This window comes from Mesorhizobium sp. M8A.F.Ca.ET.165.01.1.1, assembly GCF_004792065.1.
GTDB lineage: Bacteria > Pseudomonadota > Alphaproteobacteria > Rhizobiales > Rhizobiaceae > Mesorhizobium.
This window is the reverse complement of record NZ_SRTH01000001.1, coordinates 322,867-346,060: the sequence shown is the minus strand read 5'-3', so window position 1 is coordinate 346,060 and position 23,194 is coordinate 322,867. Positions and strand designations below refer to the sequence as shown.

The following is a 23,194-nucleotide window of genomic DNA, read 5'->3' as shown; positions in this document are numbered from 1 at the left end:
TAGCGCCCGCATCATCGATCGGCTATGGTCCCGCCGGTTTTATGACGGATCAAAAAAATGTCAGTTGAGAGAACCACGGCCGCCGGCGGCATGGAAACCTCCTATGGTTTCAAGCGTGTAGGGGAAGGCGAGAAGCAGTCCCTGGTCAACGATGTTTTCCACAAGGTCGCCAACCGCTACGACCTTATGAACGACCTGATGTCAGGCGGCCTGCACCGGCTGTGGAAGGACGCCATGGTCGCCTGGCTCAATCCGCCCAAGCGCGCCGGCTGGCGCGTGCTCGATGTTGCCGGCGGCACCGGAGACATCGCCTTCCGCATCGTCGATGCCAGCCATGGCCATGCGCATGCCACCGTGCTCGACATCAACGGCTCGATGCTCGCCGTCGGCCGCGACAGGGCTGAAAAGAAGAGATTGTCCGGCAACACCGACTTCGTCGAGGCCAACGCCGAGGAACTGCCGTTCCCTGACGCCAGTTTCGACGCCTACACCATCGCGTTCGGCATTCGCAACGTCCCGCATATCGACGTGGCCCTGGGTGAGGCGTTCCGTGTGCTGAAGCCCGGCGGCCGCCTCCTGTGCCTGGAGTTTTCCGAGGTCGAGATGCCGCTGCTCGACAAGGTCTACGAAGCCTGGTCGTTCAATGCCATTCCCAAGATCGGCAAGATGGTCACCGGCGACGGCGAGCCCTATTCCTATCTGGTCGAATCGATCGCGAAATTCCCCAATCAGCAAAACTTCGCGGCGATGATTTCCCGCGCCGGCTTCGAGCGCGTCTCCTTCCGCAACTATTCCGGCGGCATAGCGGCCCTGCATTCGGGCTGGAAGCTTTGAAGCCGTCGCCCATCTCCTGCACGCGACGCGCCTTGCTCCAGTTCGATGAACCGGTGGGGCGGACGCGGCCATGAGCACCGTCAGCGCGGGATTCCGGCTCATACGGGCCGGTTGGGTGCTGGTGCGCGAGGGCGTCGTCGCTGCTCTGCCCGGCGAGGAACTGTCCGGCCTGCCCAAATTCGGCTGGCGGCTGGCGCGGCTGTTCACCCGCCGCCGCGCGCTCGCCTATGAGCGCAGCGATCGGCTGGCGAAGGCGGTGGTCCGGCTCGGCCCTTCCTACGTCAAACTTGGCCAGTTCCTGGCGACGCGGCCCGATGTCGTCGGCAACGACATGGCGCTCGATCTCGCCATGCTGCAGGACAAAATGCACACCTTCCCGAAGGCCGAAGCGATCGCGGCCATCGAGGCCTCGCTCGGGCGCAAGGTGGGCGATCTCTATGCGCGGTTCGGCGATCCCGTTGCGGCCGCATCCATCGCCCAGGTGCATACCGCCGACACCATGCATGACGGCGTGGCCACCCAGGTGGCGGTGAAGGTGATCCGGCCGGGCGTTCGCCGCCGCTTCTTCCACGATCTCGAAAGCTATTTTCTCGCTGCTCGCCTGCAGGAAAAATACATCCCTTCCTCGCGCCGGCTGCGGCCGGTCGAAGTGACCGAGACGCTGGCCCAGACCACCAGGATCGAGATGGACCTGCGCCTCGAGGCGGCGGCACTCTCCGAACTCGGCGAGAACACCAGGGATGACCCCGGCTTCCGTGTCCCAACCGTCGACTGGGAGCGCACCGGCCGCGACGTGCTGACCATGGAATGGGTCGACGGCATCAAGATGAACAACATCGCCGGCCTCGAAGCCGCCGGCCATGACCTGAAGGCGATCGCCGCCAACCTCATCCAGTCCTTCTTGCGCCATACGCTGCGCGACGGCTTCTTCCATGCCGACATGCATCCGGGCAACTTATTCGTCGAGGCAAACGGCACCATCGTCGCCGTCGATCTCGGCATTGCCGGGCGCCTCGGCAAGAAGGAGCGCCGCTTCCTCGCCGAAATCCTCTACGGCTTCATCACACGCGATTATCTGCGCGTCGCCGAGGTGCATTTCGAGGCCGGCTATGTGCCGCGCCAGCACAATGTCTCTGCCTTCGCGCAGGCGATCCGTGCGATCGGCGAGCCGATCCACGGCCAGCCCGCCGAAACGATTTCGATGGCCAAGCTTTTGACGCTGCTGTTCGAGGTGACCGAACTCTTCGACATGGCGACGCGGCCTGAATTGATCCTGCTACAGAAGACCATGGTGGTGGTCGAGGGCGTGGCGCGCACGCTCGACCCGGCCTTCAACATGTGGAAGACCGCCGAACCGGTTGTCGGCGGCTGGATCGCCGGTAACCTCGGGCCGCGCGGTCTTATGGTGGATGCCCGCGACGGAACCAAGGCGCTGCTGGCGCTGGTGCGCCAGGCACCGGAGCTTGCGGCGCGCACTGACCGGCTGTCACGCGAAATCGACCTGATGGCGGAGCACGGGCTGCGCTTCGACGAGACCACCGCCCGCGCCATCGGCAAGGCCGAGGCGCGCTACAGCCGATCCGGCCGCGTGGCGCTGTGGGTGATCACGCTGACGCTGGTTTATATTGCCTGGAAGCTGCTTTAGGCCTCCGAGGGGGGCCGGCGGCTTGCGGCAGTTTGATTGCATTGCTATCATCGCTATCAGGCAAGATGAGTAGAGTGCAATCATATGGCCAGCATCACCATCCGCAACCTTGACGATGAGGTCAAGGAGCTGCTGCGCCGGCTGGCGGCGGAAAACGATCGCTCCATGGAAGAACAGGCGCGGGTGATGATCCGGGCCGCTGTCGACGGCCGGATCGGCCCGGTAGGCCGTCTCGACCAGATCGAGAAAGCCCTCCACGAACTGGCCAATTCGCAAGGCACCCCGGCGTCAGCCTTGGCAGGCAAGAGCTTGCCGCGAGGCACGCTTTCCAACAAACGCATCCTGCTGATCATCGGCGGCGGCATCGCCGCCTACAAGGCGCTCGACCTGATCCGCAGGCTGCGCGAGCGTGGTGCGGCGGTGCGGGTGGTCATGACGTCGGCGGCGCAGGAATTCGTGACGACGCTGTCGGTCGGTGCGCTCTCCGCCGACCATGTCTTCACCGACCTGTTCGACCGCAACGATGAACACGATGTCGGCCACATCAGGCTGTCGCGCGAAGCGGACCTCCTGGTGGTGGCGCCCGCCACCGCCGACCTGATGGCCAAGCTCGCCAATGGCCACGCCAACGATCTGGCCTCGACCGTGCTCATCGCCACCGACAAGCCGGTGCTGATGGCCCCGGCGATGAACCCGAAGATGTGGTCGCATCCTGCCACCCGCCGCAACCGCGCGACATTGGGCAAGGACGGCATCGCCTTCGTCGGCCCCGCCAAGGGTGAGATGGCCGAGAGCAACGAGGCCGGCGAAGGTCGCATGGCCGAACCGCTGGAGATCGTCGCAGCGGTCGAGGCGCTGCTCGATGCCGGCCCCAAGCCGCTAGCGGGGCGCAAGATCATCGTCACGTCAGGCCCGACACACGAGCCGATCGATCCCGTGCGCTATATCGCCAACCGGTCGTCCGGCAAGCAGGGCCACGCCATCGCCGCGGCATTGGCAAGGCTCGGCGCCGACGTGCGCCTCGTCACCGGCCCCGTCGCCATTGCCGATCCGGCCGGGGTGAAGACCGTCCATGTCGAACGGGCGCAGGAGATGCGCGACGCGGTGGAACAGCTTCTGCCCGCCGACGCCGCGGTGTTCGTCGCCGCCGTTGCCGACTGGCGCACCGAGAATTCGGCCGGCGAGAAGATCAAGAAGGTCGCGGGCGAAGGCCCGCCGATGCTGCGCATGGTCGAGAACCCCGACATCCTGGCGGGCGTCGGCCACCACAAGCAGCGACCAGGCCTGGTCGTCGGCTTTGCGGCCGAGACACAGGATCTCTTGCGCAATGCCGAGGCCAAGCTCAGGAAGAAAGGGGCCGATCTCATCGTCGCCAACGATGTGTCGCATACCAGCGGTATCGGTCCTTCAGGTGTGATGGGCGGCGATCGCAACCGGGTGCGGATCGTGTCGAAGGCCGGCGTCGAGGAATGGCCTGAAATGACCAAGGACGAAGTGGCGGCGCGGCTCGCCGCGCTCATCGCCGAGCGGTTGAAAACGATCATCGTCTGACAAGTGTCGGCGCAAGCATTTACCGCCAACACCCTGTCGCTTGCGGTGACGGTCTAAGCCGTCAGTTGGCCAAAAGCTCCGCGGTGCGGGCAAGCGCCCCACCGAAGCCGTTGAGCGGAATGGAAAAGCTTACGACTTGCCCCGTATCCGCCGCGAACGCATCGATCTTGAGCGTGGTGCCGTTCTTGAGCAGCGGCGTGACATTGGCATCGAACGCCACCGGCACCAGGCAGCCGACCACCTGGCAGGTGTTGAACGGCAGGCTGCCGTCGAGCTTCTGGTCGTCTATGGTCAGCGTGACGCCCTTGGCAAGCGCCAGGCCGAACGGCAGGGCAAGGGTTCCGGTCGCATCCTCGCCGGTCTTGCTCGACAGCTCGATCGCCAGCAGCCGCTGGTTGCTTTGCTTGTTGAACTGCTGGTGCGACAGGCTACAGACCTTGTTGGTGCCCGATATCTGGCAATTGACCGTCCAGTCGCCATGGGTTTCGGACAAGGCCGAAGCACCACCGGGCAGCTGCGGCGCGTCAGCCGCGGCGGGCGGCGTTGCCGTCACCTTGTCGCTCTTGGTTTGCGCCGCCATGGCCGGCAGGCCTGCGATACAGGCAGCACCCAGCACGGCTGCGAAATACGCGTATTTTCTCATCAAGATCTCTCCCGCCGGGCTCCGCCTCGAGCCAGCCTAGAAACTGACCTTGAGAGACGCGCTGACTGCATTCTGTTTGACCGTTTCCCCGAAGGCGCCACTATACCTGACGGACATGCCGACGCCATTGACGCCATTCAACTCGAGGCCGGCGCCGACCCGATAGAGCGGCGAATCGATCGCCTCCGTCAAGTGCAATGCCGGGTTGCCGGGCAGATTCTCCGCAGCCGCGAAGCGTCCTTCGATCTCCCACTCCTTGGTTGAAAACTCCACCCCAGCCTTTCCATAGAGGCGAAGGCTGGCAATGTCGCTGAGTGCGATGTCGGTTCCGATTTCGAGCGCCGGCGTCGCCGCATAGAAGGTGTCCGCCGATCCGTCGAAGTTGAAACCGGCAGCCGACCCCTCTTCCTTTCCCGAAACACGCAGCCAGCGCGCGTCGAACTGCAAGGTCGGCTGCAGGTAGAACGCGCCCATCTGTTGCGTGAAGCCAAGCCGTGCCGAGCCACCGAACTGAGCGGTCTTCTGCGTGTAGGTGACGCTGTTGCCGATCCCGGGCAGCATTTCCTCGTCCAGATAATCGCCGATCAGCGTTTCGCCGGGAATGAAGAACGCCGGATCGATATGGGTATCGCGCTCGCCCTTGAAGGAACCGGTGCCGCCGCCGAGCGCGAAGTCGATGAAGTAATTCTTGTCGGCGTACTTCGCCAGCGCATAGGCCTGCCAGGCCTCACCGGTGGTTTGTGACAGCATTTCGCCGTTGGCGTCGATCTTGGAGTCGAATTCCGTACGGCCGATGGTGGCGCCCAGCGACCAGTTCTGGCCGACCTCGCCGATACCGCCAAGCGACATGGTCTTCAGGACATCGTCGCGGCTGGTGGTCCCGGCGCCTGAATCCCGGCTGTATTCGGCCTGCGGACTGATCGTCGCCCAGATGCAGCGGCCGTCGGGGTTCTTGTAGGCGGGCACGCCGGTGCACTCGCGCGCCGCTTCCAGCATCATGTCGGCTTCGCGGTTGATCATGTCGAACGTATGCACCGCATAGTGCGGCGTCAGTCGCGTCAGCGCGGCACCCAGTTCCTGCTCGTTGGGCAGGAAGCGCAGCATGTTGATCAACCGCGCCATCGGGTTGTCCGGGGTCGAGGCCGCCTCGACGTCGTCGAGATACTGCGCCAACTGGAACACGCCCGGATCGGTGGTTCCGGAACCGGGATCCTGCGCCAGTTCGAGGAAGGTCGGATTGTCGGCGTAGAGAACGAGATCGGTGCCGTTATCCACCTTGAACTGGAAGTTGAAGCCCACCGCCGGATGCAGGGTTTTCGCCTCGATGCCGGAATCGGTCATCGCCGAGCCTTTGGCCACCACATATTCGGTGAACAGCTTGTCGATCGTGAGGAAGTTCAACGGAGCCTCGCCGTTGAAGTCGCCCGCGCCTGTCAGCGCCAGCGCATCGGTGATCTGGTTGTTGAGGTCCACGTCGGTGACGAAGTCGCCGGAGAGAACCTGCTTGAAGCCGCCGCCGACATCCACTTTCGCAACCACGCCGATGCCTTGGTTGGTATAGAGCCCATCATTGGTGAACAGCCCGCCGCCGAGATCGATGGTCTTGAGGCCGACCATCGAGGAATCGGCGAAATTGTGGAAGCTGTTGTTGCCGCCGCCGAGGTCGATGTTGCCGATGACGCGTCCCAACGTGTCGGCCGCCTTGGAATTGTCGACATGGTCATCACCCGATGTGCCGGTAATGGCGAGCGGACTGAAATCGTCCAGCAGCGATTCCAGGATCGCGTTTGTCGGCACCACCGGGCCGGGCGCCAGCAGGAAAGCCTGAAACGCCTGGAACTGCGCTGCCTGGATCTCGAAAGTCGGCGTCGCCCCCATCGCGTAGAGCAGGCTGTGGTTGGTCAGCGTGTTGTCGGCGCCGCCGACGAGCATCGCCGCGACACCGGTTCCGGCCCCACCGATCGTATATTGGCCATTGAGGTTGATGGTGATGTTGCCCTTGGCGCCCTTGGCCGTGCTCTCGCCATAGACAGCCACCGAATCCGCGCCTTGTGCGAACAGGCTGTCACCCGCCGTCAGGTCGACCGCATGGGCGTCGCCATTGCCTGTCGCGCTCTGCCCGAACATGGCATAGGCACTCGCGCCCTTCACCCAGACCCGGCTGTCGGTGCTGGCGGATGCCGCCGCGGCGTCGCCGACACCACCTTGCGAGCCCGCGGCCGACTGGCCCATGCCGAGCGAATCGGTGCCGCCGGCGCCACCGCCGCCACCAACCGCCTGGGCGACGATGCCGTGGCCACGGTCGCCATCGGTCTCGATCGCGCCCGACTGGATGATGGTCACCTTGCCGCCGGTGCCCTTGGTGCCGCCGGGCGTGTTGAAGCCGATGGCATTTGGCCCGCCGCCATCGTCGTCGGCGCCAAAGCGGCCGAAGCCAGCACCACCGATGCCGCCGCCGCCGCCCACTGATTGTGCGATGATGCCGATCGAATCCTTGCCGGTGGTGGTGATCGTGCCGGTGCGGATGACGGTGACGTCGCCGCCATCGCCGCCTTTGCCGCCGACACCACCAATGGCCAACGCGTTCGAACTCTTGCCCTTGGCGTCACCGCCATAGCCGCCACCGCCGCCGACCGATTGCGCGACCACGCCATGCGCGCGTTCGCCATGGGTGATGATGGTGCCGGAAACGGTGACATCCACTTGCCCGCCATTGCCGCCATTGCCGCCGAAGCCGCCAAGCTGCAGGGCGACCGATTCATCGCCTGCCGTGTCTGCTGACACCACGCCGCCATAACCGCCGCCGCCGCCGATGGACTGGGCGAAGATGCCGAGCGCGCCATCCTTCCAGGTCTCGATGGCGCCGTCATTGTTGACGATGACATGGCCGCCATTGGAGCCGTCGCCGCTTGGCAACGAGGCCGCGCCGCCGATCGTCATGTCGGCCTTCGAGGTGTTGGCCGCGGCACCCGATGCGCCGCCACCACCACCGACCGACTGCGCAAAAATACCGTGCGAGAGGTAGCCCAGGGTGGTGATCTTGCCGTGGTTGTCGACCGTCACGTCACCCCCACGGCTGCCTACTCCACCCAGGCCGCCGATTGCCAGGGACACAGACGTCTCGGCGCTGCCCGTCTCGGTCGAACCGGCACCGGCGGCACCGCCGCCGCCGCCAATCGACTGCGCGAAGATGCCATAGGAATTGTCGCCCTTGGTCAGAATCTCGCCCGTGTCGAAGTTCGTGACATGAACGAAATCGCTCTTGCCGCCGTCGCCACCGGCTCCGCCGAGGCTGAGCGTAATGGCCACATTGGAGTCCTTGGCCGAAGTGCCGGAAGCGCCGCCGACGCCGCCGCTGCCGCCAATCGACTGCGCCATGATGCCGTGCGAATAGGCCGCCTCGGTGTGGATGTAGCCGCTGTTCTCGACGACGATCTTGCCGCCGTCGCCGCCGACCTTGCCCGATCCGCCGAGCGAGAGGTTGACGCTGACTTCCGAGTCATCGGTCTTTCCGGTGCTCTCGCCGGCACCGCCGGCGCCACCGCCGCCACCCACGGACTGCGCGAAGATGCCGATCGAGCGCTCCTGCTTGGTCCAGATTTCGGCCGTCCCAAGATTGAAAACGTCGACCTCGAAGCCACTGCCGCCGCCGCCGCCGGCCCCGCCGAGCGCGCCGCCGATGGCATATTTGCCGAGAACGCCCGATGTCGCCGAACCGCCGACGCCACCACCGCCGCCGATGGAGTTGGCCGAGATGCCGTAGGAATCGGCGCCATCGGTGACGATCAGGCTCCGGTTGGTGACCGACACGGTGCCGCCATTGCCGGCGCCGCCGGCAGCAAGGCCGATGGCCGCGCCGATGCCCACGGATGTCTCGCCCTCGCTGCCGCCGCCGACGATCTCCTCGTCGGTCGAGGCCGCTCCGCCGCCGCCGCCGCCGCCGCCGACCGACATAGCTAGTATGCCTATCGAATTGAAACCCTGGGTCCGGATCACGCCGGAATTGTCGACATGCACGCCGGCGCCGATGACATTGCCGCCGCCATCAAGGCGGAACATCGCCGCATCGTTTCCGGACCCGCCTTTGCCGCCGATGCCGACATTGACGGTGACGCTCGTCTCGCTGGTGCCGCCCAGATGGAACGCCTTGGCGTTGCTCGCGCCGCCCATGCCGCCGCCGCCGCCCAGCGACTCCGCGACGATGCCCGAGGAGAAATCGCCCGTGGTCGTCAGGTTGCCGCTGTTGATCACGTCGACCGCGCCGGAAGTATTGCCTGTGCCGCCGCCGCCGCCGACACCGACATTGACCGCGACGTTGACCCCCTCGCCGCCGCCGAGATCGGCGGTCGCGCCATTGGTCGAGCCGCCATTGCCGCCGCCGCCGCCGATCGACTGAGCCATGATGGCCGCGCTCATGTCGCCGGCGGTTTGCACCGTCAAGGCGTTGTGAACGAGCACGTCATCGCTGACATTGCCGTCGCCGCCACCGCCGCCGATGCTGACCGTCGCATTGATGGCGACATCGTTGCCGTAACCGCCGGCCGCCCCCCAGGAATCGCCGCCATTGCCGCCGCTGCCGGCGACCGACTGGGCAAGAATGCCGACCGCCTGATAGCCACTGGTGACGATGCTGCCGCCACCGTTCAGGCCGGTGTCGACCGTCACCAGGTCGCTTATGCCGCCATCGCCGCCCCAGCCGCCAACCGTAACACCCAGGCTGACACTGGCGTCGGTGCTGACAGCACCGGTGATTGTGGTCGCCCGCCCGCCATTGCCGCCGCCGCCGCCGATCGACTGCGCGACGATGCCGCCCGATCCGACCGCATCGGTATCGGCAATGATGTTGCCGTCCGCCTTGACCGTAACCTTGCCGCCAGGGCCGCCGTCGCCGCCAGTGCCGCCAATCGACACACCCACGGCGGCGGAGAAATAAAGACCGCCGCTGAAGGCGCCGGAATAGGCATTGCCGCCATTGCCGCCGCTACCGCCGACTGACTGAGCAAGAATGCCCTTGGAGCCGGCTCCCGCCACGTGAATGTCGCCCTTGTGGGTGACCGTGACCTCCTTGCTTAGATTCGCGTCGCCGCCACCGCCGCCAAGCGCCACGCCGGCCGCGCCGAACGCGCCAACGGCAACGGCCCCGGTGCTGCCGCCATTGCCGCCGCCGCCGCCGACCGACTGCGCCAGTATGCCATTCGAGAGCGCGCCCTTGGTTGTGATGTTGGCGTTGTTGATAACCTCGACGACGCCACCCGCGCCGCCACCGCCGCCCGCGCCGCCGATGCCGACGGCGGCGAACAGCCCGCCGGCCACGGCAAAGCCGCCGTCGCCGCCGGACCCACCGACCGACTGCGCGAAGATGCCGTTGGACAGGTCGCCACCCGTATCGATCTTGCCGGAGTTGTTGACAAACACCTTTTCGCTCGTGCCCGCCGAGGCGCCGGTACCGCCCAGCGAGAAGGACGGGCCGCCCAAGGTGACGCTGAAGCCGCCAGACCCCCCACCGCCGCCGATCGATTGTGCCAGGATACCGTGCGACTGGTAGCCCCCGGTGCTGAGCGCGGCCGCGTTGATGACGTCGACCGTGCTGGAAACGCCGCCGCCTGCGCCCTTTCCGCCGATGCCGATGTTGACGCCGGCACCGAGCGCGACGACGCCGCCACCATTGCCGCCGCCACCACCGATCGACTGTGCCACCATGGCCGAAGACCGCTCGCGTGTCGTGGTGACGGAGCCGCCATTGTCGGTGATCTTGACCGCACTGGCGTCGCCCGCAACGCCGCCGCTGCCGCCGATGCCGACAGACGCGGCCAAGCCGAGGCCACCGACGAAGCTGCCATTGCCGCCACCGCCGCCAATCGACTGGACAAGGATACCGATCGAATCGGCACCCGCGGTTTTGACGACGGAATTGTCCGTAAAGAAGCTGGCGGCCATGCCTTTGCCGCCGCCCGCGCCGCTGCCGCCCACGCCGACATTCACGCCCAGGCTGCCGCTGATCACCGCGCCGGCATTGCCGCCGCCGCCGCCAATGGACTGCACGATGATGCCGGCCGACCGATCGTTGGACGTTGTCACGCTGCCATTGGAACGCGCATCGACAACGCCGCCATCGCCGGCGGCGCCGCCACTGCCGCCAACGCCCACGGAAACGATGGCCGAGACGGCGATCGAAAAGCCGCCATTGCCGCCGCCGCCGCCAACCGACTGCACGATGATGCCGGCCGAATCCGCGCCATGCGTCGTCACATCGGACTGGGTGCCGTTGAAGGTGACCGCATCGCCGGTGCCGCCGCCGGCGCCTTTCCTGCCGATGCCGACACTGACGCCGGCGCTGCCTGCGACGCTGCCGCCGCCATTGCCGCCACCGCCGCCGATCGACTGCGCGATGATGCCGGCGGAGCGATCCTGGAATGTTTCGACGCTGCCGCCGGTCGTCATGTTGACCGTGCCGCCCTTGCCGCCCGGGCCGCCTTCGCCTCCGACGCCGACCGAGATAAGCGCGGAGATCGACAACGCAAACCCGCCATTGCCGCCGCCGCCACCCACCGACTGGGTCAGGATGCCGGTCGAGTCGGTGCCATGCGTCGTCACATGCGAGGTGCCGACATTGTAGATGACGTTACCGCCGGCGCCGCCCGCGCCACCCTTGCCGCCAATCGAGGCCGAAACCGCTCCGCTGACCGTATAGCTGCCGCCCCCATTGCCGCCGCCGCCGCCCACCGATTGCGTCAGTATGCCGATGGCAGAGATTCCGCTCGTCTCGACCGTTGGACCGCCGGCGGTCTGCTGGACGTTGACGTCGCCGCCATTGCTGGCCGCACCGCCGGAACCGCCGACGCCGACCGCGACCACCGGGCCGCCGGCGACGGCGAAACCGCCATTGCCGCCACCACCGCCGATCGACTGGATGACGATGCCGATCGCGCCGTCGCCGCTGCCGTCGGCGCCGGTCTTGATCGAGCCCCCGAGATTGCCGAAGACACTGCCGCCCTTGCCGCCGCCGCCGCCGGATCCGCCGAGTGCGATCGATCCGATCGCGCCGCCGCCGTCGCCGCCACCACCGCCGACCGATTCAACCAGCATGCCGATGGCGCCGACGCCGTTGGTGGTGATGGAGCCCGTGTTGGTGCCGGTCGCTGTGCCGCCATTGTTTCCGTCTTGGCCCGAGCCGCCGCCGCCGAAGAAGCCGAAGGCTCCGCCGCCATCTCCGCCACCGCCGCCGACGGACTGGATGACCATACCGCTGGCGAAGTCGCCCATCGTGGTGATGTTTCCGGAATTCTTGCCATCCGCCGAGCCGCCGATGGTCGGTACGCCGCCATTGCCACCGCCACCGTTGATAATTCCGGTTCCCTGCGCTCCGTCGCCGCCGGAGCCACCGGCCGAACGAACCAGGATTCCCTTGGCAAAGGCACCTTGCGTGTGAATGTCGCCTGCATTGTCCGCCGACGCCGAGCCACCATTGCCGCCGGAACCGCCATCTCCACCTTTGCCGGATCCGATGCCGCCGACGGCGGTGCCGCCATTGCCGCCATTGCCGCCACTGGCGTTGACGGTGATGCCGTTCGCCAGGTCTGCTGTCGTTGTGATGTTGCTGGTCGATGTGGTCGTCACGGTCGCGGTGCCACCGTCGCCGCCTCTGCCACCGGTACCACCGTTGATCAGCAGCAGATGGAAGGCAAATCCACCATCGCCGCCATCGCCGCCACTTGCATTTGCACTGATGCCGCTCGCGGAGGCGCCACTGGTCTGCAACTGGGCCGTATTCGTGATATCGACGACGCCACCCTTGGCCCCATTACCGCCATTGCCGCCATCGACCTCGAAGAAGGGAGGGACAATGGTTGGCTCGACGGTCGAGCCGCCATTGCCGCCTCTGCCGCCAACGGCGCTGCCGACAAAGGCGCTGCCGACGCTCGATTGCGGATCATTATTTGTGTAGTTGACCGGTCCGGTGGGAGGATGGCCGTCATCCGCATCGGCATCGCCGATCACATTTGCGCCGTTGTCTCCGGGCGCACCGTCGTGATTGATCACGACCTGCGCATGGACTGGGCTTGTGTGCAGAAGGGCAAAACCGCTCAGAGCCGTGGCACCAAGCAACAGGGTCAGCCGCGCTGCCATGACTGCCAGACGAGGGTTTCCGGCCACCGGAGATTCTGCAACCAGGGGAAGTCGGCTTCCCGCCAGGATCGGCATAAAGGAACGGCGTCCGACCGCTTCGCCGTCAAAATCCGCGCACTCAAAGTCCGCGCACTCAAAAGAGCGCCTTGAGAACAACGCCATGCACTTAGCCCCCTTAGAGCAGGCGCTCCCAATCCCTCCTTGAGTTAGGCGCCCCCGCCACGGTCAGTCCACGCAATAAAATGCCGGCACTTTGCAATAAGGTTCAATGCATTGAGGCCAGCAGTCCGCAGTCCCGCTTGTGAAGTACTGGCTCAATTAGAATACATAAACTTGCGCCAGAAGGAACCGAAAACTTACGTAAGGGACACTGACCAAAGCCATCTGCTTTTCATAGTCGTCATATGACGGCAATCTGCGTCCCGGGACTAGCCGGCAGTCAGTACTCGGGTGCGGTTGGTGTGAGGGCGATCACCATTCTCGCCATGGCATCGCCGGACAAACACCCTATATATCCGGCGTGATGAGATTTTTTGCAGGAATGGGCGGGTGTGCGTCGCGTTCATCGATGATTTTCGTATTGGCGGTGCTGGCTGGGGCGGCTTCCGCTGGCTTTGCATCGCCCGCTTCCGCGCAGGTGATCAATCCAGCGGCCAGAAACAATGTGATCATCCAGCAGAATGATCTGCAGGCCTTGCAGAACCAGGTTCAGCGGCAGCAATTTCAGCAGCAGCAACAGCAGTATCGTGCCCAGGATCGCGTCATCGTCCAGCAGCCGCCGCCTGTCGTTCCGCAGGTCAGGCCGAGCTGCCAGACGCAGATAATCGGCAACACCGCCGTCAGCACCTGCCGCTGACAGACGGCACCTTCTTTTATTTAGCCGACTTACATGATAGGGCACTTTGGGTGCCCCCGCGGTCGTTTGGATTTTGCAAAGGCATCGCATCACGCTAAGGGGCATTGCAGCGACTGGATTGTTAAGATGGCAGCCACCAAGAAAAAGGCCGTACGCCAGGCCAAGAAAGGCGAAAGGATCCGCCAGGTGGCGGCGATTCCCTTTCGGCTGAACGCGCGCGGAGACATCGAGGTGATGCTGGTCACGTCGAGAACGACGAGACGCTTCATCGTGCCCAAGGGGTGGCCGATGAAAGGCAAGAGCGGGCGCAAGGCAGCCACTATCGAGGCGCTGGAGGAAGCCGGCGTGCGTGGCAAGACGCTGAAGCGGCCGGCGGGCACCTATTCCTACTGGAAACGCCTGGCCAACCGCTTTGTCCGCGTCGACGTCATCGTGTTTCTGCTGGAAGTGACGGAAGAGCTCGCCGACTGGCAGGAAGCCAAACGGCGGCAGCGGGCATGGCTGGCGCCGGCCGACGCCGCGATGCTCATCGACGAGCCCGATCTCTCGACGCTGGTGAGCACCTTGACGCTGCCCGAGCCCACGACGCTCGTGCGGCCATAAGCCTCAATTCTCGATGCCCTCGTCCCCAGGAACCGGCCGCGCCGGCGGGCCACTATAGGCCCACAGCCATTCGCGCGGCAGCGGCCCCTTGTTCCGCTCGGCCTGCTGCGATTGCTCCCAGGCATGCGCCAGGATGCCGACAGACCGCGACAGCACGAAGAGGCCACGCGTCAGCGGCGGCGGAAAGCCGAGTTCGCCGTAGATGACGGCGGTGGCGCCATCGATGTTGAGCGGGATTTTTTTGCCCTTGCGCCGCGCGACATCGGCCTCGACCGCCTCGGCGATGTCGGCGTACCGTCCATTGACGACGCCATGCGCGGCAAAATCTCTGACCAGTTCCAGCAGGCGCGGCGCGCGTGGATCGACAGGATGGAAGCGATGGCCAAGCCCCGGCACGTAGCCCTCTTCCTCCGCGAAGAACCGGTCGAGGCGTGTCGAGACCGCTTCGTCGAGGGCAATCCCGCCCTCGAGCGCCACGGCAATATTGCCATAGAGGGAAAGCGCCTGCTCGCCGGCTCCACCATGCACGTCGCCAAGCACATTGATGGCAGAGGCCATGGCGCTGTTGATGCCGACGCCGCAGGTTGCCGCCATGCGGGCGATGGCGATCGACGGCGCCTGCGGCCCATGGTCGACGGCCGCCCCCAAAGCGATGCCGAGCAGTGCCGCCTGGTCCTCGCTGGGCAGTTCGCCACGCAGCATCAGCCAGATCATCGCGGGGAAGCTGACACGGCCGATCAGGTCCTGGATCTCGTAGCCGCGCAGCCGGATCATGCCGGGGCTCATCTCGATGATGCCGGTCCGCCACCATTCCTCGCCGCGCTCGCGGCCTGTTTTCTTCTCCACGCCGCTCATGCCCTGGCCTTTGCCTTGGCGCGCGGTGGCAGGCCGGCGAACACCTCGTCCATGTGCTCGCCCAGCACCGGCGGCGGCCGTGTCGGCAACGGTGCCGTGCCGTCGACCATGAACCCGCCGCGCAGGACGGTGAGTGGCCCGTCCATGCCGGCCACATCCTCGAAACGAGCCGTCACCTGGCGCTCGAGCACTTGTGGTTCGGTTAGCACTTGCGGGATCGTCAGGACCCTGCCCGCCGGCACGCCGGCTCGATTGAGCGCCTCTTCCCAAACCGCCGCCGGAGCGCTTGCCAGAGCGTCCTCGATCTCGACCTTGAGCGCCGCGCGGTTCTTCTTGCGCGTCTCGCGCTCGGCAAAGCGTGGGTCCGATGCCAGTTCCGGCCGTCCGATCAGCCGGCACAGCGTCACGAACTGCTCCTGCTTGTTGGCGGCGATGTTGATGAGCCCGTCGCCGGTGCGGAAGGCGCCGGAGGGAGCCGCGGTCATATTCTCATTGCCCATCGGCTTGGGATCGACCCCTGCCGTCAGATAGTTGGAGACAGGCCAGCCAAGTGCCGAAAGCGTACATTCGAGCATCGACACGTCGAGGAACGCGCCCTCGCCCGATGTCTTCTGCCGGACCAGTGCGGCGGCGATGGAGAACGCCCCGACCAACCCTCCCAGCGTGTCGGCAACGGGATAACCGACGCGCAGCGGCGCGGTTTCCGGCGTGCCGGTTATGCTCATGATCCCGGAAAGGCCCTGGACGATCTGGTCATAGGCGGGGTTGTCGCGCATCGGCCCGCTCTGTCCGAAACCCGATATCGCGCAATAGACGAGGCCGGGCCGCACAGCCTTCAACACATCGTAGCCGAGGCCGAGGCGCTTCATCACGCCGGGGCGAAAATTCTCGACCAGCGCGTCGGCGCTGGCGACCAGGTCGAGGAAGCGCTCGCGATCCGCCTCTTGCTTGAGGTCGAGCATGACGGACCGTTTGCCGGCGTTCTGCGCCAGGAACGACGCGCCCATGCCGGCGCCGTTGAGCTTTGGCGAACCGCCGAGCTGGCGCGCCAGGTCGCCGCCTTGCGGCCCTTCGACCTTGATCACGTCGGCTCCCAGCAAGGCCAGCTGATAGGCGCAGTAAGGCCCGGCGAGCACATTGGTGAGGTCGAGGACGCGGATACCGGAAAGCAGGTCTGTCATATCTTTTCAAATCGCTCAGGCATCGCCCGGCACATGTTCGGGCCCGCGCCGGCGCCGGTGCTCGATGAAGGCCCAGACATGCGGCCCGACAAGGCCGATGAAGGCGAGCGTCAGCAAGGTCAGCGACAGCGGATGCTTGTAGAACACCGACCAGTCGCCGTTCGATATGGTCATCGCGCGGCGGAACTGGGTTTCGGCGAGCGGCCCCAGGATCATGCCGATGATGACGGGCGCGGTCGGGAAATCGAAGCGCCGCATCAGGAAGCCCGCGGCCCCCAGGAGATAGAGGATGACGAGATCGATCGGCGACTGCGAGATGCCATAGGTGCCGACAGTGGCGAACACCAGAATCCCCGCATAAAGCTGCGGTGCCGGGATTTTCAGCAGCCGCACCCACAGCCCGATCAGCGGCAAATTGAGGATGACCAGGATGACGTTGGCGATGAACAGGCTGGCGATCAGGCCCCAGACAAGGTCGGCCTGTGTCGTCAGGAGCAACGGCCCGGGATTGATGCCGTAGCTCTGGAAGGCCGACAGCATGATCGCCGCCGTCGCCGAGGTCGGCAGACCGAGCGTCAGCATCGGCACCAGCACGCCTGCCGCGGACGCGTTGTTGGCGGCCTCGGGCCCGGCAACGCCTTCGATGGCGCCGACCGTTCCGAATTCCTCCTTGTGCTTCGACAGTTTCTTTTCGATCGCATAGGACAGGAAGGTCGGGATCTCTGCGCCGCCAGCCGGCATGGCGCCGATCGGAAAGCCGATCGCGGCGCCGCGCAGCCAGGCTTTCCACGAACGCCCCCATTCGGCCGCCGTCATGTAGAGCGAGCCTTTCAGCGGCACGATCTCGTCCTTGCCGGCATAGCGGCGCGAGGCCATGTAAAGTGTCTCGCCAACCGCGAACAGGCCGACGGCGGCGATGATGACGTCGACGCCGTCGAGCAGTTCGGTCATGCCGAAGGTGAAGCGCGGCTGGCCCGTCTGCAGATCGACGCCGATCATGCCGATTACGAAGCCGGCAAACAGGCTGGTCAAACCCCGCACCGACGATGAACCAAGCACCGCCGAAACGGTGATGAAGGCCAGCACCATCAGCGAGAAATATTCGGCCGGGCCGAAGGCCAGCGCGAACTTGACCACGACAGGCGCCAGGAAGGCGACGCCCAGCGTGCCGAGCGTGCCGGCGACGAAGGAGCCGATCGCCGAGGTGGCGAGCGCGGCGCCCCCGCGGCCGGAGCGGGCCATCTTGTTGCCTTCCAGCGCGGTGACGATGGTTGCGCTCTCGCCTGGCGTGTTGAGCAGGATCGACGTCGTCGAGCCGCCATACATGGCGCCGTAATAGATGCCGGCGAACAGGATGAAGGACGCCTCCGGCGCCACCTGGTAGGTGATCGGCAAGAGGAGCGCGATGGTCAGTGCCGGCCCGAGGCCAGGCAACACGCCGATGGCCGTGCCGAGCGTGGTGCCGAGCAGGCACCACAAAAGATTGGTCGGCGAGAATGCGACCGCAAAACCGTGTGCGAGATGGCCGAGCGTTTCCACGGTCTCAGCCTCCCAGCGTGCTGGTGAAGGCGTCGATCACCGTATTCAACTGGTTCTCGATGAAGCCGGCGCCGATGTTGACGCCGAGCGCCTTGGCGAAGCCGAAATAAGCCGCCAGCGCCAGCACCAGCCCGGTAAGTACATCGCGCAGCGTGTGCCTGCTGCCGAAGCCGTAACAGACCAGAACGAACATGATGACCGATGCGGCGGTGAAGCCAAGCGGCTGGATGAGCACCAGATTGGCCAGAAGACCGATGACGACGAAGCCCATCGCCTTCCAGTCGGTCGAAGTTTCCTTTTCCTCCTCCGGCTGCCAGCCGCCGCGAAGTGCGGCGAGGATGAGCAGCAGGGAGAGCACCACGAGGCCGACCATGGTGAGATAGGGAAAGACAGTCGGACCGACCTTGGAATAGAGCGGCGACACCGGGATCGCCAGCGTCTGCCAGGCGACAGCCCCGGCGCAGGCCAGAAGGCCGATGCCGATCGACAATTCCGGTACGGCAAGGCGTGGGGGCGCCGCCGGCTGGTTGATGGTGCTCATGAACGTCCTCCCCGTTATGGCCGAGACCGGCGGCAGCCCGCAGCCAGCCTGCACCGTACCTTCACCTTTAGACCGATCGCCTCCCTACGGTCGGCTGCGATTGAAAAATGAGGGGCGGAGCGAGCCGCCCCTTGGGGAAAAATCAGGCGAGACCGAGATCCTTGAGGATGGCCTCGATGCGAGCCGAATCCTCGGCGACGAATTTCGCATAATCGTCGCCGGTGAGCAGGATGGACGTCCAGTTGCGGTTCTTGCATTCGCTCGCCCATGCATCGCTCTTGGCCATGGTCTCGACCAGCGTGATCATCGCCGCCTTGTCGGCATCGGAAACGCCGGGTGGCGCGAAGACGCCGCGCCAGTTGAACAGTTCCACATCAATGCCGGCTTCCTTCAGCGTCGGCGCGTCGATGCCGTCCTGGCGCTTGTCGGCCGAAATGGCGAGCAGCCTGAGCGCGCCGGCCTTGACCTGCTCGGAGAACTCGCCGAAGCCGGAAATGCCGGCCGCGACCTGGTTACCGAGCAACGCCGACAAGGCCTCGCCGCCGCCCGCGAACGGCACGTAGGAAAGGCTGGGGGCCGGAACGCCGACCGTCTTGGCGATCAGGCCGAACAGGATGTGGTCTGAGCCTCCGGCGGAACCGCCCGCGACTGGAACCTTCGTCGGATCGGCCTTGAGAGCCGCGACGAAATCGGCGGCCGTCTTGAACGGCGAGTCCGCCGGCACCACCAGCGCCTCGAACTCACCGGTGAGACGGGCGATGGGGGTAACTTGGGTCAGGTTGTTGGCTGCCTTGTTGGCGATGATGGCACCCACCATGACCATGCCCGCGACCATCAGCGAATTGCCCTTGCCGCCCCACTGATTGATGAACTGCGGCAGCCCGACCGTGCCGCCGGCGCCCCCGACATTGGTGATCTGCGAGCCCGAGATGAGCTTCTCGCTGCGCAGCACCTGGTCCATCGTGCGCGCCGTCTGGTCCCAGCCGCCGCCGGGTGCCGCCGGCACGAAGACCTGGATTTGCGGTGCACCTTCTGCGAAGGCGGGTGAGAAATGCGATGCCACCAGCCCGGCCGCGCCTGCCGCCGCCGTACTCATCAAAAATCTGCGTCTGTTCAGCATGGGATTCCTCCAGATCACGACACCTCCTCCGGTGCCTGCCAAAACGCGCTTGTTCACAGACCCGTGATCGAGTTCAAGCAGATTTTACCTCGTTCCGTCAACAGGAACGATATTCTGCTGGACAGAACGCTCCAGCGGCGCGACAGAGTGGTTCCGCTCGGGCTTCTCCGATTTGGAACCGCAATGGACTTACCAGCCAACTCAGCCGATGTGGAAATCCGCCGAGCGTCCGCCGACGGTGTTGCCGCACTCGATCGGGCGATCGCCATCCTCGATGCTTTCACCACGGTCGACCGCTCGCTTAGCCTGGCTGAAATCGCGGGGCGCACCGGCCTCTACAAAAGCACGATCCTGCGGCTCGCCAATTCGCTGTTGCGCGGCCACCTGCTCGAGCGCCTCGACGATGGGCGCTACCGTGTCGGGCCCGCCGCCTTTCGGCTGGGCGCGCTTTACCAGCGCTCGGTCGTGGCGGTCGACATACTGTTGCCGATCATGCGCGAGCTCTCAGAACGAAGCTGGGAGAGCGTTGCCTTCTACGTCCGCTCGGGAGACGTGCGCACCTGTCTCTATCGGGTCGAATCCAAGCATCCGATCCGCTACACGATACGCGAAGGCGACGTATTGCCTCTGCTGGCCGGCTCCGGCGGCCGCGTGCTGGCAGCGTTTTCCGGCCAGCAGGGCGAACCCTACGAAACCATCCGCAAAACCTACAACTGTCTCGCCGTGGGCGATCGCGACCCCGAGACTGCTGGCGTGTCGGCGCCGGTTTTCGGGCCGGGACATGTGCTGCTTGGCGCGTTGACGCTGGCTGGTCCAAGCACGCGCGTCGACGCAGCCTTCCTGCAGCGCATGAAACGTCCGCTGCTCGAGGCGGCGGCTCGTGCCACCCGTGCCTTCGGTGAGGATGCCTCCATGCTGGAGCAGGCGAGCCTAGCGGCGGACGCTCTGCCGTAGCCGCGCGGCTACGGCCGGAAGAGGGCCGCCAGGTTTCGAATACAAACTGATTCAACTTGAAGCTGTTACTTGACGCAGCGTAATATTCGGTCATTCCCGGCAGCCGGAAACTATTTATTTGCTGTTAAGCCCCTCATGATACCCGGATTGGTGTCGCCATCTGAGCGACATGAGGGAGCAACATCGTCTCAACCGGCGGATGAAACAGCCGGACGGACGCGCTGACAGGATCATGGCACGTCCATGAATTCGATGAAGCTGTCATCGATCGACGCAAGCCCCCGCCTTCTCGGGCTTGTGTGGCCGTTCGTCGCCGTCGTTCTCATTCAGGCGCTGGTCGCCAGCCTGAGCCTCTATACGCTTTCGGCGGTTCGCGCCTATGTCGGCGGCGAAAGCCAGTGGTCCAAGGGGCAAAAGCACGCCATCTATTTCCTCAGCCTCTACGCCGATACCGGCAATGAGGAATTCTTCAGCGAGTATCGTGCCGCGATCGCCGTTCCACTGGCCGATCGCTCGGCCCGTCTGGCCCTCGAGCAGTCCGAGCCCGACACCCAGGCTGCACGCGCGGGCTTTCTGCACGGCAGGAACCACCCGGACGACGTTGCGGGGATGATCTGGCTGTTCCAGAATTTCCGTAGCTTCAGCTATCTCGACGCCGCCGTGCGGCACTGGACGGCGGCCGATGTCATGATCCTCGCCATCCGGCAGCTCGGCGACGAGATGCACGACAAACTGAGCAAGGCCCCGGCATCCCTGGCCCAGATCAGCGCCTGGAAGACGCAAATCCATCAACTCGATCGAGAGATCAGCCCGCTCTCCAAGGCCTTCTCGGACAGCCTCGGCGAAGGATCGCGCTTCATCAAGATGCTGCTCACCTTTGCCAATCTCGTCACCGCCGCCTTGCTGATACTGCTCGCCGTCTGGCGCACCCGCAAACTTCTGGCGCAGCGCCAGGCCTTCCAGCTGGCGCTCAACGCCGAGCGCGAGCGCGCCCAGGTCACGCTGGCTTCGATCGGCCAGGCCGTCATCAGCACCGGCCCCGATGGGCGGCTGGACTACATGAACGCGGTTGCCGAGAAATTGCTGGCATGCCCGTTCGGCTCCGCCAGAGGCAAGCCGTTGGCGTCGCTGTTTCGGCTGGTGGACAAGGACACCAGCGTCGAAGAGCCTCAATTGATCGAACGCCTGCTGGCCGGCGAGCCACGCCGCTCCAGCGCCCGTCCGCAATTGCTGCAGCGGCCGGACGGCTCCGTTGTTCCGGTCGCGCTGACCGGCGCGCCGCTGCTCGTTTCCGGTGGGATCGTCGGCGCCGTGCTGGCCTTCCACGACATGACCCGGGAAGAGGATTATATCGAGCGGCTTTCCTGGCAGGCTTCGCATGACGCGCTGACCGGGCTCGCCAACCGGCGTGATTTCGAAAGCCGGCTGGAACGGACGATCGTCGAATTGCAGGACGGGGCCCGCCAGCATGCGCTGATGTATCTCGATCTCGACCAGTTCAAGCTGGTCAACGATACGTGCGGCCATGCCGCTGGCGACCAGTTGCTGCGCCAGATCTCCTCGCTGCTGATCAACGAGCTGGGGCCGGGCGACGTGCTGGCCCGGTTGGGCGGGGATGAATTCGGCGTGCTGCTGATCGATTGCGAGGCGGACAATGCGGCCGACATCGCCGAACGGCTGCGCGCCGCCGTGCAGGAGCTGCATTTCGCCTGGGATGGCCGGCCTTTCAACACCAGCGTCAGTGTCGGCATGGTGCAGATCGCCAATACGCATGTGACGATCGAGGAGGCACTGCGTGCCGCCGACGTCGCCTGTTACATGGCCAAGGAGAAAGGCCGCAACCGCGTCCAGATCCATAGCGACGGCGACGTCGCCTTGCGCGAGCGCTTCGGCGAGATGGCCTGGGTGCAGCGCCTGCACGCCGCGCTCGAAGAAGATCGCTTCAGGCTTCATGCCCAGGAAATCTGGCCGCTCAACGACGACGTCGCCGAGGCTGGAGCGCATATCGAGATTCTCTTGCGGCTGACCGATGAAGACGGCGGCTTCGTTACCCCGCAGAGCTTCATTCCCGCCGCCGAGCGCTACGGCCTGATGCCGTCGATCGACCGTTGGGTGGTGCGCAATACATTCCGCATCCTGGCGGCGCGGCAAGCCGATCAGCGCATGCCGCCGATTGCCACATGCGCCATCAATCTTTCCGGAGCGACGTTCGGCGACGAGACGTTTCTCGGCTTCCTGCGCGAGCAGTTCCTCGTCCATGGCATTTCGCCGGCCATGATCTGCCTGGAGATCACCGAAACCAGCGCCATCGCCAATCTTACCAGTGCCATGCGCTTCATGGCCGACCTGCGCGGGTTGGGCTGCCGTTTCGCGCTCGACGATTTCGGCTCCGGCATGTCGTCCTTCGCCTATCTGAAGCACCTGCCGGTCGACTACCTCAAGATCGACGGCAGCTTCGTCAAGGACATGCTGGATGACCGCATCGACCGCGCCATGGTCGAGATGATCCACCATATCGGCAAGGTCATGGGCAAGCGCACCATCGCCGAATTCGTCGAAAGCGACGACATCGCCGCCGCTCTGAAGACCATCGGCGTCGACTATGCCCAGGGCTACGGGATCGCCAGGCCGACGCCGTTCGATGCCTCGACGGTGCTGCTGGGCCGGAGCGTCACGCCGGCCGCGCCGAGCGCCGATCCATGGGCCGACCTTGCTCGGAAACTGGGTCGCAAGGCCGGCTAAACG

General features: G+C 65.3%; 14 protein-coding genes. 7 read left to right on the top strand and 7 right to left on the bottom strand.

Annotated elements, in window-relative coordinates; genetic code table 11:
• Window positions 1-57: 57 nt before the first annotated feature.
• The 3 genes from ubiE to coaBC all read left to right on the top strand — a co-directional run bounded on the left by ubiE (window position 58) and on the right by coaBC (window position 4,030).
• A complete protein-coding gene (gene ubiE, locus EN808_RS01705) occupies window positions 58-834 on the top strand; it encodes a bifunctional demethylmenaquinone methyltransferase/2-methoxy-6-polyprenyl-1,4-benzoquinol methylase UbiE (RefSeq protein WP_127280961.1) in 777 nt (258 codons plus the stop codon).
• A gap of 70 nt (window positions 835-904) precedes the next feature.
• The gene (ubiB, locus tag EN808_RS01700; RefSeq protein ID WP_135914998.1) at window positions 905-2,479 is read left to right on the top strand and encodes a 2-polyprenylphenol 6-hydroxylase; all 1,575 of its coding nucleotides are present in this window, start codon (window positions 905-907) and stop codon (window positions 2,477-2,479) included.
• A gap of 84 nt (window positions 2,480-2,563) precedes the next feature.
• Window positions 2,564-4,030, top strand: coding sequence for a bifunctional phosphopantothenoylcysteine decarboxylase/phosphopantothenate--cysteine ligase CoaBC (coaBC, locus tag EN808_RS01695; protein WP_210235444.1), 1,467 nt, complete (start codon window positions 2,564-2,566; stop codon window positions 4,028-4,030).
• Window positions 4,031-4,091: 61 nt separating this feature from the next.
• On the opposite strand, the gene EN808_RS01690 is transcribed toward coaBC, so the two are convergent.
• Both EN808_RS01690 and EN808_RS37565 read right to left on the bottom strand, forming a co-directional pair.
• The gene (locus tag EN808_RS01690; RefSeq protein ID WP_127869972.1) at window positions 4,092-4,673 is read right to left on the bottom strand and encodes an invasion associated locus B family protein; all 582 of its coding nucleotides are present in this window, start codon (window positions 4,671-4,673) and stop codon (window positions 4,092-4,094) included.
• Between the two features lie 36 nt (window positions 4,674-4,709).
• Window positions 4,710-12,800: an autotransporter outer membrane beta-barrel domain-containing protein gene (locus tag EN808_RS37565; RefSeq protein ID WP_281041745.1), complete on the bottom strand. Its 8,091-nt coding sequence runs from the start codon at window positions 12,798-12,800 to the stop codon at window positions 4,710-4,712.
• A gap of 523 nt (window positions 12,801-13,323) precedes the next feature.
• Here EN808_RS37565 and EN808_RS01675 point away from each other — a divergent pair.
• Both EN808_RS01675 and EN808_RS01670 read left to right on the top strand, forming a co-directional pair.
• Window positions 13,324-13,656, top strand: a complete 333-nt coding sequence (locus EN808_RS01675; RefSeq protein ID WP_135914996.1) for a hypothetical protein — start codon at window positions 13,324-13,326, stop codon at window positions 13,654-13,656.
• Window positions 13,657-13,782: 126 nt separating this feature from the next.
• Entirely contained in the window at window positions 13,783-14,259 is a 477-nt protein-coding gene (locus EN808_RS01670) for an NUDIX hydrolase (protein ID WP_127869974.1), read from the top strand.
• Window positions 14,260-14,262: 3 nt separating this feature from the next.
• Here EN808_RS01670 and EN808_RS01665 read toward each other — a convergent pair whose 3' ends face one another.
• From EN808_RS01665 to EN808_RS01645, 5 genes are all read right to left on the bottom strand, one after another.
• Window positions 14,263-15,114, bottom strand: a complete 852-nt coding sequence (locus EN808_RS01665; protein WP_135914995.1) for a citryl-CoA lyase — start codon at window positions 15,112-15,114, stop codon at window positions 14,263-14,265.
• Window positions 15,111-16,295, bottom strand: a complete 1,185-nt coding sequence (locus tag EN808_RS01660) for a CoA transferase (protein WP_135865712.1) — start codon at window positions 16,293-16,295, stop codon at window positions 15,111-15,113. The genes EN808_RS01665 and EN808_RS01660 overlap by 4 nt, the downstream gene beginning before the upstream one ends.
• 15 nt (window positions 16,296-16,310) lie before the next feature.
• Entirely contained in the window at window positions 16,311-17,834 is a 1,524-nt protein-coding gene (locus EN808_RS01655; RefSeq protein ID WP_127277132.1) for a tripartite tricarboxylate transporter permease, read from the bottom strand.
• A 4-nt stretch (window positions 17,835-17,838) separates the two neighbouring features.
• Window positions 17,839-18,375, bottom strand: coding sequence for a tripartite tricarboxylate transporter TctB family protein (locus tag EN808_RS01650; protein WP_135865714.1), 537 nt, complete (start codon window positions 18,373-18,375; stop codon window positions 17,839-17,841).
• 142 nt (window positions 18,376-18,517) lie between these two features.
• Window positions 18,518-19,495 carry a tripartite tricarboxylate transporter substrate-binding protein gene (locus EN808_RS01645; RefSeq protein WP_127277127.1) on the bottom strand — a complete coding sequence of 326 codons (978 nt, stop codon included), beginning with the start codon at window positions 19,493-19,495 and terminating at the stop codon, window positions 18,518-18,520.
• 183 nt (window positions 19,496-19,678) lie between these two features.
• Here EN808_RS01645 and EN808_RS01640 point away from each other — a divergent pair, with 183 nt between their 5' ends.
• The gene (locus tag EN808_RS01640) at window positions 19,679-20,449 is read left to right on the top strand and encodes an IclR family transcriptional regulator (RefSeq protein ID WP_135865716.1); all 771 of its coding nucleotides are present in this window, start codon (window positions 19,679-19,681) and stop codon (window positions 20,447-20,449) included.
• A gap of 243 nt (window positions 20,450-20,692) precedes the next feature.
• A complete protein-coding gene (locus EN808_RS01635; protein WP_135914994.1) occupies window positions 20,693-23,191 on the top strand; it encodes an EAL domain-containing protein in 2,499 nt (832 codons plus the stop codon).
• Window positions 23,192-23,194: the final 3 nt, after the last annotated feature.